We start from the raw sequence: 15,099 nt of genomic DNA, 5'->3' as shown, positions 1-15,099 counted from the left end.
GACTCCCCTAAACTGTGGAAACACCCCCCTTCAAGCCTTTATTAGATGACATGTCTGATGTGCGGCAGCACTGGGTGACTCTTCTCAAAACCAATTGTGGACTCCCCTCCATGACCTGGATAGAAGACAATATCATCAGCTAAACAAAACAGCTTATGATTAATAGATGTTTTCAAAAGATCCCGATTGCCGAATGGGAGATTGGTTGGTCCAGCTGCTCCAGCGAGCAATGTATCTCCTGTAAACAAATACTTGTCGTTGAATAGATAACATACACTTCCTGGTGTATGGCCAGGTGTATGGATGGCTTTAATCGAAAAAGAATGACAATGGATGATCTCACCGCCATGAAGCAAAATGTCAGGCCACTTACAGACAATGGCCGCATTGGTCTTGATGGATTGATTTAAGGTTGGATTCACCAGCCATTCCGCTTCTGAGCCGTGGACCACGACTGAAGCATCTGTCATTTTTTTTAGAAAGTTCAAACCGGTGATATGATCATAATGGCTGTGAGTTAAAAGGATATATTCGATTTTCCTGTTACCAATCAATTCCATCATTTGATGGGGGCTTTCACCCGGATCAATGACAATACAAAAGGTATCTTCTTGATCTGAAATGACATAACTGTTTGTTTGCAGCTTACCTGATGTATAACAGTATATGTGTAACGGTTTCATGAGAAGACTCCTCCTCTAGTAAGCAAAACGTGAAAATGCTTTAAAAAGTATAATGACTTCTTTATTAAACGTTTAAATGCAATTTTCATGCCAAAAAATAAATCGCCTATCTATCACAATAAACCCCTAATTTAATTTTAATTTTTCTTACTATTGCGAATTTTACTATTTCCTTTATTATTCTTGAGAAAATTCATTATCCCTTTATTTAGCAAACCATTGAACTCTTTTTTGGAGTCTGGTGTTTTCTTAAAACTACTAAATTTCTTATAGGAATTCTTAAGAAAAAAGTGACCCCAGACCCATCTAGGGCCACTCTATACAGTGAAGTTGTAAATTAGGTGAGAAGATATCATTCCTAATCGTGAAAATAATCTATTCCAGGATCCGAAAAATTTAGATAGTCGTTGATGCAGGATTTTCTTCCGGTATCTGTCCATTATTTGATGTGCTAGCATTTGTTGTGGGATTGATACTAATTTCCTTCGATAGATAAATAAAGACGATCGTGGCTAAAAAGACGCATCCACCAATAATCCAAACCTTATCCGTGGTATCAGGGCCATGAACCGCAGGGTTAATCCATTTACCGCTCATATTCACAAGAATATAGCCGACCGCTACCTGTAAAGCCGCGGATAAACCATTTAGCGTACCTGAATATTGCGGTTTTGCTATCCCTGCCCAATAGGCATTGACCGTTCCCCAAAAAAATGGATTACAAAAAAATCCGAACCCGGAAATCAGGATGACCCATACGATATAATTCGGATTAAACAAGGCAGCGGCTAAAAAGGCCATGCCACTTACTAATGGACCAAAAGCCAAAGCCGGGCGGCATTTTCCGCCGAAGAATTTATTGATAATCGGTCCGTTGACAAAGCCCAATGTAAAGGGGATAAATGATACAAAGAATAGCATCAGGGAAGCGCTAGTCGGTGTGATTTTAAACTCATTTAATAGAGTATACGCACCCCAAGTACCAACCAGCCAAGTCGGTGTTGTTCCTAAACCGGTGGCAATTGCCATCGTCCAAATACTTCGCTGTTTAAACAAATCTCTTAAATGGGACCATTGGAATTTTTCGGCTGCTTGTTGTTCAGCAGAGGGAAGATCCGAATAAATATAAGCTAACTCCTCTTTCGAGATGCCTTTAAAATCTTCAGGACGGTCAGTTGTTTTAAAAAGAAGGAAGAAAATCAAAGGTACAGCTAGTACGGAAACAATAATGAACACCTTTTCCCAGCCGATAACCTGAGCAAGAGGCAGTCCGACAAGAGCACCAATCGACCCAGAAAGTGTCGTAAAACTCATCCAAATGGCAGCGTACTTCGCTCTTTCCCTGCCTGGCAGCCACATGGCCATCATTTTATTGCATGGTGCCCATAAAAAGCCGAAGAATATACCGAAAATCAAGTTTCGAATGTAAAGGGTTGTATAAGAATCGACGAACGCCATCGATGCACTCAACACCGATACCCCGGCTAGACAAAGGAACAGCATCTTTTTAGCTCCAATTCTGTCTGACAATATACCGGCAATAAATAAAACAGGGAAATAGCCTAATAGGTAGGCAGCAGATGCCGATCCAATTTGTTCCGGAGTCAATTTAAGCGATTCGCTCCATAGCGGAGTCAAGATGGCAAATACGCTTTCATCCATCCAAACGACAAAGTTAATCACAAACACAATGGCTAAAACAGTAAACCGTTTTTTCGTCATACCCTGTCCAACTGCCGCAGTATTATTCATACACTTGCACCTCCATCAAATTTGGGTGAATATATAAAAGTCTGACTTTACTTAAGCAGGATTGAAAAGCAGAACTTTTTAAAGGAGCATTCTATTTATAGCAGCCCCCGTCCCCCATCAATCGGGATGACTCTACCTTGGATCATCTGTGCGGCTGGACTTGCCAAAAAGGCGATGACCTGTGTTACGTCCTCAAATTGAAGACCGCGTCCACTCGGATTCAGTGATTTTTCATATTCAAGGTATTCTTCTACGCCCTCTTCTTCTGAGAAAAGTCGCCTTAGGGCATCCGTATCCAATGTGCCTGGGGAAACCACGTTTATCCGGATGCCCTTTGGTGCCAGTTCAAGCACGAGATAACGGACGATGGCTTCGGTAAAAGCTTTCGTTGACCCCATTGCGGCATACTGTGGTCCTACATGATCAGAACCACGACTGGAAAGTGCGATAATGGATGATCCATGCTGCAGCAGCGGCATCGCTTCACGAATGGTTTCGACAAGTGAGAGATTACTGACCGCAATGGCCCGTTGCCATTCGTCCCAGGAAAGGGACAACCCATCGCCAGGGATAATGGCTACAGCACAATGAACAATTAAGTCAAGTCTATCAGTCTTGCATTTTATTTGTGACAGCATCTCTTTAATGGCTGCCGGGTCGCCGACATCCGCCTTGATGATGTGCGCTACCGCTCCCCTTTCCATAATTTCTGAAGCAGTAACGAATGCTGCTTCATCATCATGGGCATAATTCACAAATAGTTGATTACCTTCTGAACTAAATTGCAAGGCTGTAGCTCTTCCGATGCCTTTACTTCCCCCTAGAATTAATACATTCATCACAAAACTCCATTCTTGTAGATTCTTCCTAAGGTAATAAGGCCCTTCATCTGTATAGAATAGTAGATATGTGGCAAGACCTAATTAAAATTCAATCATAACTTTTACAGATTCATGCGGTCTCATCTGGGTTTCGAAAGCTTCTTTTGCATGGTCTATCGGGAACACATGGGTGATTAAATGTTTGGTTTGCACTTTTTGACTCGTTAATAAATCGATGGAACGATGAAAATCACCGCCCAAAACACCAAGAATTTTTGGCGCCTTGTGGACAATTTTGGTTGTATCGAGCTGTGCCTTTTTTTCTGGAAGTCCAACAAACGCAATGACACCGCCGCTTCGGACTAGTTCGAAGCTATCTTCAACTGCCGAAGGTGCCCCGGATGCTTCGACCACGATGTCGGTCATCGCCCCCTCGTTAAAATGGTAGGGACCCGGACCATATAATTCTTTGATTCTACCTATAACATTTTCCTTCGCTGCATTAATGACGACATCGGCGCCTGATGATTTTGCCATCTCTAACCTGATTTCTGATACCTCACTGACAGCCACCTTATTTACTTCATAGGATTTAAAAACTTGCATACATGCGTTGCCAATTAGCCCAGCACCGAGAACTGCAACATTATCCCCTTTCTTGGGTTGACATTGGTCAACTGTATAGGCGGCCACTGACACCGGCTCAATCGTCGCTGCTGTAAAATGATCAAGTTGGTCAGGGATTTTGTGGAAGCTAATACCGTTTATGGCATTTTGAATCACCAAATACTCGGCAAACGCTCCCTGGAGACCGTAGCCGGTAGATGCCTTAAATAAATTGGGACAGTGCATAAATTCATTTCTTTTGCACCAAAAACAGGTGCCGCACACCCCTGAATGAAACCCGGTTCCTCTCTCGCCCACTTCGATATCGTTTACAAGGGCACCAACCTTGACTACTTCACCCGAGAATTCGTGACCCATGATTTGACCTTTTTCAATATATAATCCCGTTCCATAACTATGAACATCTGAACCGCAGATCCCACAAGCATTTACCTTAAGTAAAATATCATTTGGCCCAACTTCCGGAATAGTAAAATTTTCAACCCGAATGTCCCTTGGCCCGTAATAAACAGCTGCCTTCATGGTTCCCATTGAAAATCACTCCTTCAAATAGAATAAAAACGACAAATCCACTGTGAAAAATGTAAATGTAGCCGACCACCTCCCTTGGGTAAGCGTTTTCAATAAATCAGAAAAACTTTTTAGTTCGTTATACATTTTGCAACTTTCATGCCAAATACAACATGTTGAAAAGAAGGGCTTTTAATTGGAAGGTTGTATTTTTTTTAGGAATTTATTAACACGCTTTCTCATCCGTAAAAAAAACCCCTCTATTGAGCTAACCAGCCGCCATCGATAAAAATGGTTTGGCCAGTGATAAAACTGCCGGCATCCGAAGCCAGTAGCAGGATGGCTCCTGTAATTTCTTCTGGAAGTCCTAACCTTTTCATAGGAGTTTTACTAATGATCTTATTTCGCACTTTCTCGTTACTAAGTTCTTCTTGATTCATTTCCGTTTCGATATAGGCTGGTCCAATTGCATTCACACGGATTCCAAATCTTGCCCACTCCAGTGCCAAGGATTTGGTCAGGTTAATAACAGCAGCTTTACTTGCCGTATAGGGACTTATTCCAACGTCACCTACTGCACCAACTACAGAAGAAACATTAATCATTTTTCCACCGCCCTGTTGCTTCATGGCTTTAGCGACAGCCTGTGAGCAGAAGAATAAGGATTTCACATTTACATTCATCACCTTGTCCCATTCCTCTTCTGTTATGTCTAGGGCAAAGTTGGTAGCAGATACCCCCGCATTGTTGACTAAAATATCGATTGTCCCAAAAGATTCTTGAACATTTTGGACAAATTGTTGGATCGAGTTTATCCTGGAAAGATCTACACTAAAGCCCATGGCATTCCTACCCAAGTTTTTTATTTCTTGGACAACCTCTTCATTTCTGTTTTGATCTCTCCCCACAACAACTAGATCAGCCCCAGCCTCTGCCAGTGCAAGTGCGATTGACCTACCCAATCCTCGATTTCCACCCGTTACAATCGCTGTTTTATTTCGTAAACTGAAAGTATCGATCATTTCAAACTCTCCTTTTATGATGAAATAGTTTTATTACGAATCCTTGCAATTCTTGTGCCAAATGAAGGCGTATCACTTTTCCTATTTCAATGGATATCAACCTATTAAATTTACTATTTTTGAGAATTTCCTAACCCGGTTTATACAAAATGGGAGAACGGCATTGCCCAAACCCATTCACTCAAAGGGGAATAGTTTGAATATTTTAAAAATATAAATGACTAATTTTCCCCTTTTCGCTAGAATAAAGCGGTAACATGATTTAATACTTGCAAAAGGGGGAATTATTGTGGGTCGTTTATCAGGTAAAATAGCTATTGTGACAGGTACGGCCAGCGGTCAAGGAGCAGCGGAAGCTCGTTTATTTGCAAGCAAGGGCGCTAAAGTAGTCGCAACCGACATTCAAACCGAATTATTAGAGGAAGTTGTTTAGGATATTCAGGAAAACGTCGGAGAGGCCATTGCTGTTAACCATGATGTAACAAATGAAAAACAATGGCAAGAAGTTGTGAATTAACATGATTAATTTTATCAACATGAAGCCGGCAAACTCTAAGTTTGTAGTCCTTTTAAAACCCTCAGACTTTGAAGCTAGCCGGTTGTCTTGTTGAATAAATTTTACCGTACACCCAAATAATCAATCGCCAAGGCCATAAAATAGCGGATAGATTCTATGAATTTATCAATTTCTATGTATTCATCAGGCTGGTGTGCAAGTTTTGGATCTCCAGGGCCAACGATAATAGTCGGAATGTGCAAATGGGGGCAATAAACGGATGCGTCTGTATAATAATTAACACCCATAGGATAAAGCTCCTTGTTTAAATGAGTCTTTGCAGTAGTAACAGCAAGTTTCACAAAATCATCTGTTTCATTCGTACCAACGGATTCCATACTATTGATGACCTTTATTTGATAAGTAGATTGAAATCGCACTGTAATGTCTTGGATCATTTTCTCAATGTCAGCTAAAATGCTATCTTTATCCTGGCCGGGAATGGTTCGGATGTCTAACGTCAATTTACATTGGTCCGGTACCACATTTGTTTTTACCCCGCCTTCGATTGTCCCAATATTCATTGTGGGATGACCTAATAATGGGTGTGGCGTGTAATCAAATTGATAGGTTTGGAGCATATTGATCAACTCATTCATCGCTAAAATCGCATTAATACCCTGGTCTGGCATGGAGCCATGCGCTGTTTTTCCATTTGTCGTGATTTCTAGCCATAGACAGCCCTTATGTGCAGTAAATAGTTGGTTTTCGCTAGGTTCTGAAACAACCATCGCGGTGGCTTTGTCAATTTGCCCCTTTTCGACGACTGTTTTTGCCCCATATCCATCCACCTCTTCACCTGCGGTCCCGACAAACTGGACCTTTCCCTTTAGTTTCACTCCGGCACCTTCTAAATATTTCAGAGCAAGGATCATGGCAGCGACGCCGCCCTTCATGTCGGTCGTTCCCCGCCCATATATTTTATTCCCAACTACCTTTCCGGAAAAAGGATCATGTTCCCATTCGACCTTTCCCGTTGGCACGGTATCTAAATGACCGCTATAAATTAAATACTTTTCATCGGTTTCACCATTTGGATAAGTAACAAATAGATTGGCCCGATTGTGACCAAGGTCATCTACTTCAACGTGAAGTTTGGATGAGGCTAAATAAGTCTTGATCACCTCCGCCACTCCTTTTTCATTTCCAGGCTGATTCACACTGTTCACTTGGATGAGTGATTGTAAAAATTGAACGGTTTCTTTTTCATTAATCGTTTCAAAAATGGATGACAAAACCTGCATGTTATATCCCACCTTCTGTTCAATTAATCTGAAGCTGCCTATCTCTAATTTCATGACACAGACAGCTTCAAATGGTTATCTATTTTTTCCTTGAACGATCACATAGCCAGTGATCTAAAATACCAGAAAATTTCCCTGATATCGCTAAAGAGACGTGACCTGCTTCGACTACTTGATAGGTTTTATCTTTACTTGAAACTAAATCCATCAATGGCCGACTTTGCTCTTCAGGTATAAGGTTATCGTTCTTCGAGCTGACCACGAATAGGTTTGCCTCAATCTTACCTAAATCGGCTTTTTCGCCACGGATGGTAAACTCCCCTTTTATGAGTTTATTTTCTTTAAAGAGGGCATTCGTTAGTTGTTGGAAAGCGCCACCCGTTAGGGGGACATGCCCTTTTGTCCAATTGTTCATCCGTCGCCATTTTTCCACAAAACGCTTGTCATTCGCGCGGGTTAATAGTGTTACATATGGACTGGTATAAACGGGTGACGTGACAGACCTAAACATGGCCTCAACGTAATGAGGTGGGATGATTCCGTAAACATCTATGAATCGATCTAAGGGGGAGTTGCCTTCCTTTAGCCCATTCGCCACATGCTCCGGAATGGCCGCCACACTAAAATCAATAGGAACTGTCGCCACAACCAGGTTCTTAATCGGTTCATTAGCAATCGAAGCATACATGGCTGCTAATGTGCCACCTAGACAATATCCGACCACCGACACCTCATCGGCAGCCGAATGTCGTAATACTCGTTGAACACTCTTTTTAATGTAGTCAACAATATAATCTTCTAGATTAATATCTTTATCCTCGTAACCAGCCATTCCCCAATCTAATAAATAGACATCATAACCACTGTTTATTAATCCCTCAATGACACTGGAACCTGGGGCAAAATCTAAGATATGGGGACGATTGAATAGGGAATAAATAAAGAATATTGGCACATCATATTTCTTTTCAACAGCTGCATAATGCCACAATGTTGCCTTGTTTTTCTTCCAAATACATTGTCTTGGAGTAAGCTCTATACTAAGTTCTGGCCCATTAATCGTCTTGAAAAATTCATTCCAACGCGTCCACTCTTTTTCAAAATCAAAAGAGGTTTTCCTTTCAATATCTGTGGTCAATCCTGCTCCTCCTCCGATTACTTAGCTGCAGCTGCCAGTTCAAGTTCCCGTTCATTTTTCTTATGTTTACCCAGTTTTTCATCTACCTGCTTTTTAAGAGCGGCAATCTCCTCTTTTAAGACAAGATTTTGGGCTAATTCACTTCTTATTCCTTGAATTTCAAAATAACACTCACTTACTTTTTCTATATCCTTTTTGTATTTCACTTGCTCCGATTTCAGTTGTTTTATTAGCTTCATCATCTCTCGTGAAACTTCTACAAGACTAGTGATCCCTTTATTTGCGGTATCCATCGAAGCTTGTAAACCCCAGATTTGTTCTTCGAGTGCGTCAAGCTTTTCTTCTGTTTGAATCGTTAATTTTGCGACATGAGCGAAATCGCTTTTGGTTGGTACATGTAACTGATTCGCTAGTAACTCTTGATTTTTCTTAAACATCTCAAGATAACGTGATTGAATATCTGAACTCACTTTGGAAAATCCAACAAATTCGCGATTGTTTGTCCAGGAGTGAATCATTTCATTTGCTTGCTTTTCCCATTGATCACTAAACTTTTTAACTAAATCGTATGGATCAAAAGTCCCTTGATCTGCCATGTTAATCCCCCTGCTGATTGGTTTTTGATTTCAAAGAATGGGTCTGAACCGTATATAATTGTTGAAAAGGAAAGAAAATATTTTTCACTTGCTTTGTCATTAAATCCAATAATACATTTTGATTCTCACGAATAATGGAAGCTGCTTCTTTTACATTTTTCACAAACAGATTTCGATTGGTTCGTCTAAATTCAACATATTGCTCTAAGGCATGGACAACCTTGTCTACTTGCTCACCATTAGCTAGATACGTAAAGGGGGTTAAGGTAAATTCTGCCGTTTTGTTTTGGATATCATCAAATTGTTTGTTTATTTCCTCGTATGATTTTGTTGGGAATAAGTTTTTCAAAGCTGTTGTTGTCGTCAGCAGCTCTTCACGAGATGCTTTTTCCCACTCACGAACTTTTTCCGAAAGATGTTCCGTCAGTTCTTTGCTGTTTTTATCATTTCGTTTCACCTTTTCTGCAAAATTGGTTGCATATTGAAGAAGGATGTCCTCGTGAAATTCTGCTTGTTGAACCCAAGAATCGACTTGTTGAAAGGTTTGATCCCATAAAAGTTCTAAATACGTTGCATTTTTTTCGATTTCTGCCATTGTTTGTATCCCTCCATGTTTATATTCTCAAAAAACCCTAACTAACCGATTTCTCATTGTTAACCAATTTTATATTGGCATTCGTTATCTTCTTTTCCTTCAAAATGATGGCACAAACGGCCGCTACTGCCGAAACGATGGCAAAGAAGATGAAAACTCTGCTAAAATCTTGTGCTCCATTAGCTCCTACTTTTACTAAATACCCTGCAACGAGAGGAGAAACAAATGCACCCATCTGGCCAATTCCATTCGCTAACCCTGTGGCACTTCCAACCACTTCTTTTGGATATAATTTAGGCAGATACGCATAAATGGAGCCAAAGTTTAAGTTAACAAAGAAACCAACGAGCAATAAGAGTGTAAGTAATAGACCCGTATTCCCTTTTTCTACAGCACCCAGCATCCACAGCACAGGAATACTACAGATATACCCAATCAACGCAACAGGCTTCATTCGATGTAGAACGTTATCCATCAACCACCCGCCGAGCATCATGGCGAAGAAAGCAACGATATAGGGGGCAGATGCGAACAAGCCCATTTCCTTCAGATTTAACCCATGCTGTGTAACCAAAAATGAAGTTAACCAGGTTGTTGTTCCCCAATAAACAGCTAATTGACAAAAGAGGCACAAGGTAAAAACATAAAAATTAATATCTTTCAAGAAAATCCCGTAGCTTTTTCGTTTCTCTTCTTTCGAAATCTTTCTAACTGAAGAATCATCAACATCCTGATCCTTACTTAATTTCCCTTTTGCAATCATTTCACTTGGTGAATCGGATACAAAACGCCATAGTAAAAGGATCCCAATTGCTCCTGGGATAGCAAGGACATAGAATACCGGTCTCCAAGCACCACTGAAGAAATAAATAGAGATACTTGTCACGATAACCGGAACAATTGCCGGAGCAACGGCCCATGATGTAGCGAAAAACGAAACGGCCCTGCCTCTTTCTTTATGGGGGAACCAGTTATTAATGGCCCGAATGGCCGGGGCAAAATGGTGTCCTTCTCCAAGCCCTAATCCGATTCGGAGTGCTAAAAACTGTCCGAAGGTTTTCACCATTCCCGTTAAAGCAGTTACGAATGTAAAGACGGTAATCGCAATATACATGACCTTCTTGGCACCAATTTTATCAGCCAGGAAACCAGCGCTAATTTGCGCAGCGGCATAGGCAAAGAAAAACACGGAGGCTAGCTGCCCTACTTCCACAGGGGTTAAGTGTAAATCCTTCTGGATGAATGGCAGGAAGGTTAAGACCGCCATCCGATCAAAATAATTAATAATATAGACTAACCAAAGAATAAGTAAGATCGCATAGCGAAAGCCCCACGCCTTTTTCATAATTGTAGACATTGCATCTCTTCCTCTCTTTTGTAAAAAAATTTTCTAGTGCTGTACATTCTTCAGTACATTCTTGATTATTTTCCCTGCCGCATTCCGAGGCAGTTCGGATACAAATTCTACTAGTTTCGGAACTTTATAATTTGCTAATCTTTCCGCAACAAAATCTCTTATTTCTTCGCTCATTATGGTTGCGTTGGCCTTTGGGACAATCACCGCTTTGACAATTTCCCCGAAGAGAGGATCTGGAACTCCTACAACGGCCACTTCATGTACTTTTGGATGATTATAAATAACATTCTCGACCTCAATGGAGAATATCTTTTCCCCGCCCCGGTTAATGAGGTCTTTTTTTCGATCGACAATATAGACAAACCCATCTTCATCTATTTTCGCTAAGTCGCCAGAGCGCCAAAATCCGTGAAGGAATGATGTTTGGTTGGCAATAACATTGTTCCAATAGCCTTCAACAATCATCGGACCTTTAATTAATAATTCTCCCACTTCACCGGGATTACATGGTTCATCCAACTCATTGACCACTCTCATTTCGCCAACCGGAACAGGCAGTCCAACGGAAGCTACCTTTGAGTCATGAAATTTTTGCGGCATAATGGTTGCGGGAGAGGAGGTCTCAGTGGCTCCATAAGCATTATGCAAGTACGAATTCGGAAAATACTTTTTCAATTTATAAATCGTTTCCGATGACATCGGAGCACCACCGTAGGCGATACAATTTACTTTTGAATAGTTATACACTGAGAAATCTGCATGTGCCATCATCATAATGTAGATGGTAGGCACATTAAACAGAAAGGATACATTTTCTTCCACAGTTAATCGGATGTATTCTTCTGTCCTAAATCGCCTCATAATAACGGATGTCCCCCCCACCTTCACCATGTGAAAGAGCTGGCCAATTAAGCCTGTCACATGAAAGAGTGGAACCGCGATGAGGGTTCTTGCTTTGTCATTTGTCTTTAACACGTGTTCATAATTGATGGCGCTGTGAATTGCCCCTAAATGACTACCGACCGCACCTTTTGGCTGCCCCGTTGTTCCCGAGGTATACATAATAAATAATGGATCCTCTTCCGTTACATACACATCCGCAAGGGTTGATGGCTGTTCTAAGATTTCAAAAGGCAAATAATCTTTTCGGTTTGGTGTTTTATGTCCGATTAAGAAAAAGTATTGGACATGTCCGATGGAATCAAGATCTCTCATGCCTTCGACCTTTTCTAAAAATTCATCATCCACCACTAATATCTTGCTGTTCGATTGTTGAATCATAAAAGAAAGTTCAGTTTCTTTTAATCTAGTATTTAAAGGCACCACAATCGCCCCTAATCGAGCACAAGCAAAAACGAGTAAACAAAATTCAATACTATTTCCTAATAAAAGAGCCACGCGATCTCTCTTTTTCACACCTAGGGAGTTTTGTAAATGACCAGCAATCTGCTCCACTTTTTCGTACAATTCTTTATACGTTAAGCGATTTCCATTCATCACAAGAGCCTCACCTGCTGGATAGTTACTGGCAGCCTCTTTCAACATCGCTGATAGGTTATCTGGCCGATCCTCGAAGACTTTTACCTCTCGATTAAAGTGGACTTCCTTGATGATATTCATACCTTAACCTCCTAATCATTTCGTTAACGAGCGGTACAGCCGCCGTCCACATTTAATATCTGACCCGTAACATAGGCCGAGGTATCAGAGGCAAAGAAAACCACAGGTCCCACAAGATCCGAAGTTTCTCCAATCCTCTTGATCATGCTGGCATTGGTGATTTTCTCAGCCCGTACAGGATCAGATAGCCAATCTTTGGTCATAGGTGTTTTTATGTAACCAGGCCCAATGGCATTAACGGTAATATTATAGGGGGCTAATTCTTCCGCCCAAACTTTTGTTACTTGGTTAATGCCGCCTTTACTAGCCGCATAGGATGTCTGGAATGGCATGCCGATTGATCCCAAAATGGAGGAGATGTTAATGATTTTCCCATATTTTTGTTTGATCATTTGTTTGGCACAGGCCTGCCCCACTAGAAAAAGCCCTTTTAGATTGACCGTTAAAACTTGATCCCAATCGCTTTCTTCGACATCAATTAAGAGTTTACGGATATTCATTCCCGCGTTATTTACTAAGATATCAAGCGAGCCGAACTGATCAACGATTTGACTGACTAGCCGTTCTACCTGATCCTTTTTCGTCACATCGCAAGGGATATAGACAGCTTCAATATCCTCTTCCTTTAACAGTGATACAGCCCTTTCCCCTTCTTCGACCCCTCGGCTGGAAATAACAAGCTTTGCCCCATAATGCCCTAATGCCTGTGCCATGCTAAACCCAATCCCTTTACTTCCTCCTGTAACGAGGGCAACCTTGCCTGTTAAATCAAATGTTGGTAACTCCATAACCTTCATTCCCCTTCATCCACTTTTATTTGTTGTCGTGCTATTTATCTTTAATGCAAATATTGTGCCAATTTTTCGCATTATGTGAAAATAGGGAATAATTCGACATGTTGCAACAAAAATATAGAAATCTCTTCCTTATTCACCATTGCTATATGGAACATTTTCCGCTTTTCCTTGAGGGCAATAAAAAAAGCCAACGAATGAACGTTGACTTTTGATTCCTTTTTTCATCAAAGACCTAATTTCTGCATTTTTTTGACGAGGGCGGATTGGCTAATCCCTAATTCTTTTGCAGCTACTCGTGTGGTCTTTGATTTTTCCATTTGCTCTTTGATAAGCTTCCGCTCAACATTGGCAATTATTTCCTTCAACTTCCTTGTTTCTGTCTTTTTACGGGCCCTTCCTTGTAACATGCTTTGAGGTAAATCATGCATCCCGATTTCCTCATTGTCTGTTGTGACGACTAATCTTTCAATTAAATTTTCTAACTCTCGAATATTCCCAGGCCAGCGATATTCTTCAAAGAAGTGAATGATTTCATGATGAAACCGTTTGTTTAACTTATTCTTTTTATTAGTTTTATTTAAAAAATAGAATGCAAGTGGAACAATATCTGCTATCCTTTCTCTTAAGGGTGGGACCTTGATAGGAACGATATTTAACCGGTAATAAAGATCCCGTCTAAAATCATTTTTATCGACCATTTCCTCTAAATTCATATTTGTCGCCGAAATGACCCTTACATCAATTTTAAAGCTTTTTCTGCCGCCAACGCGCATGATTTCAAATTCTTGGAGAACCCTTAATAATTTCACTTGAAGATCGATGGGCATATCGCCAATTTCATCTAGAAATATAGTCCCCCCATCCGCCTGTTCAAACAAACCGGGCTTTCCCTGACTGTCAGCCCCTGTAAATGCACCCTTTTCATAGCCAAATAATTCAGATTCCAGCAAGTGTTTTGGTATGGCGCCGCAATTCACTTTAATCAATGGCGCATTCGCTCGATCACTTTCTTGGTGGAGATAATTCACAATTACTTCTTTCCCTACACCAGACTCTCCTAAAATAAGGACAGTAGAATGAACCTTTGCTACCTTCCTTGCAAGATGAAAAACCTTCATAATTTCTTGACTTTGACAGATAACTCCATCAAGATGCATATGGATTAATTCTCTCTTTTTTAATTCCTCAATTTCATAGATATATTGTTCCGTCAATCTTTTTGAGTGTATCAGCTCTGTTTTCATATAATTCAAATCAGATATATCCCTTACGTTTGTTACCACATAGGTAATGTTCCCGTGATGATCAAATACAGGATTGCCTGTTACTAATAATTCCTTCCCTCTCACCGTTTGAATAATCGTTTGTGCTGTTTTTTCCTCTAAGACCTTCATCGTAACAGATTCTGAAACAAGGCCTTCTTTTACCACCGTCATCATGTTCTTTCCCAGTAACTCTTGGCTTTTTACACCTGTAATTCTTGAGTAAGCGGAATTAACCATCATTCCCACTCCATTATTATCTGCTACATAAATACCATCATAACTAGATTGAAAAATGGAAAGTAAAATGGTTTCCATATCGGATTTGTTTACACAATCAAGCTTCGTCTTCTCGGACATAGACATATTCTCATTTGTACATTTGACGGCCATTTGATGCTCCCCCACAGTTCGATAGAATAGATGTGCATTTTAGAAAAAAAGAGCTGATTACTTTTTAAATCAAATTATCTATATGATTCCTTTTCGAATCGTCCACACTATATAATTCTCTAAATT

14 protein-coding genes are annotated in these 15,099 nt (G+C 40.5%); 1 reads left to right on the top strand and 13 read right to left on the bottom strand.

The window, feature by feature from the left end; genetic code table 11:
- Positions 1-41 precede the first annotated feature (41 nt).
- From G6554_RS21330 to G6554_RS21310, 5 genes are all read right to left on the bottom strand, one after another.
- On the bottom strand, positions 42-683 hold the full coding sequence (locus G6554_RS21330; RefSeq protein WP_166245618.1) for an MBL fold metallo-hydrolase: 642 nt from the start codon (positions 681-683) through the stop codon (positions 42-44).
- Between the two features lie 396 nt (positions 684-1,079).
- Positions 1,080-2,435, bottom strand: a complete 1,356-nt coding sequence (locus G6554_RS21325; RefSeq protein ID WP_166245617.1) for an MFS transporter — start codon at positions 2,433-2,435, stop codon at positions 1,080-1,082.
- Positions 2,436-2,530: 95 nt separating this feature from the next.
- Positions 2,531-3,274 (bottom strand): SDR family oxidoreductase, encoded by a 744-nt coding sequence (locus G6554_RS21320; protein ID WP_166245615.1) that lies wholly within the window; start codon positions 3,272-3,274, stop codon positions 2,531-2,533.
- A gap of 84 nt (positions 3,275-3,358) precedes the next feature.
- Positions 3,359-4,414, bottom strand: coding sequence for a zinc-dependent alcohol dehydrogenase (locus G6554_RS21315; protein ID WP_166245613.1), 1,056 nt, complete (start codon positions 4,412-4,414; stop codon positions 3,359-3,361).
- A gap of 239 nt (positions 4,415-4,653) precedes the next feature.
- The gene (locus G6554_RS21310) at positions 4,654-5,415 is read right to left on the bottom strand and encodes an SDR family NAD(P)-dependent oxidoreductase (protein ID WP_166245611.1); all 762 of its coding nucleotides are present in this window, start codon (positions 5,413-5,415) and stop codon (positions 4,654-4,656) included.
- A gap of 289 nt (positions 5,416-5,704) precedes the next feature.
- Between G6554_RS21310 and G6554_RS21305 the strand changes: the two genes are divergently transcribed.
- Positions 5,705-5,848: an SDR family NAD(P)-dependent oxidoreductase gene (locus tag G6554_RS21305; RefSeq protein WP_166245609.1), complete on the top strand. Its 144-nt coding sequence runs from the start codon at positions 5,705-5,707 to the stop codon at positions 5,846-5,848.
- A gap of 185 nt (positions 5,849-6,033) precedes the next feature.
- Here the strand turns inward: G6554_RS21305 and G6554_RS21300 are convergent, their stop codons facing one another.
- The 8 genes from G6554_RS21300 to G6554_RS21265 form a co-directional block, all read right to left on the bottom strand.
- On the bottom strand, positions 6,034-7,269 hold the full coding sequence (locus tag G6554_RS21300; protein WP_242692166.1) for a M20 family metallopeptidase: 1,236 nt from the start codon (positions 7,267-7,269) through the stop codon (positions 6,034-6,036).
- 25 nt (positions 7,270-7,294) lie between these two features.
- Entirely contained in the window at positions 7,295-8,353 is a 1,059-nt protein-coding gene (locus G6554_RS21295) for an alpha/beta fold hydrolase (protein ID WP_166245604.1), read from the bottom strand.
- Positions 8,354-8,370: 17 nt separating this feature from the next.
- Positions 8,371-8,949, bottom strand: a complete 579-nt coding sequence (locus tag G6554_RS21290; RefSeq protein ID WP_166245603.1) for a polyhydroxyalkanoate biosynthesis repressor PhaR — start codon at positions 8,947-8,949, stop codon at positions 8,371-8,373.
- Position 8,950: 1 nt separating this feature from the next.
- A complete protein-coding gene (locus G6554_RS21285; protein ID WP_166245601.1) occupies positions 8,951-9,544 on the bottom strand; it encodes a hypothetical protein in 594 nt (197 codons plus the stop codon).
- A 37-nt stretch (positions 9,545-9,581) separates the two neighbouring features.
- Entirely contained in the window at positions 9,582-10,901 is a 1,320-nt protein-coding gene (locus G6554_RS21280) for an MFS transporter (protein ID WP_166245599.1), read from the bottom strand.
- A gap of 33 nt (positions 10,902-10,934) precedes the next feature.
- Complete coding sequence (locus G6554_RS21275) at positions 10,935-12,521, bottom strand: class I adenylate-forming enzyme family protein (RefSeq protein WP_166245597.1); 1,587 nt, start codon at positions 12,519-12,521, stop codon at positions 10,935-10,937.
- Between the two features lie 23 nt (positions 12,522-12,544).
- Positions 12,545-13,309, bottom strand: a complete 765-nt coding sequence (locus tag G6554_RS21270) for an SDR family NAD(P)-dependent oxidoreductase (protein ID WP_166245595.1) — start codon at positions 13,307-13,309, stop codon at positions 12,545-12,547.
- A 233-nt stretch (positions 13,310-13,542) separates the two neighbouring features.
- Complete coding sequence (locus tag G6554_RS21265) at positions 13,543-14,973, bottom strand: sigma-54 interaction domain-containing protein (protein WP_166245593.1); 1,431 nt, start codon at positions 14,971-14,973, stop codon at positions 13,543-13,545.
- Between the last annotated feature and the right edge of the window lie 126 nt (positions 14,974-15,099).

The organism is Bacillus sp. MM2020_4, assembly GCF_011250555.1.
Lineage (GTDB): Bacteria > Bacillota > Bacilli > Bacillales > Cytobacillaceae > Neobacillus.
The sequence above is the reverse complement of the archived record's forward strand: the minus strand, read 5'-3'. Positions and strand labels throughout refer to the sequence as shown.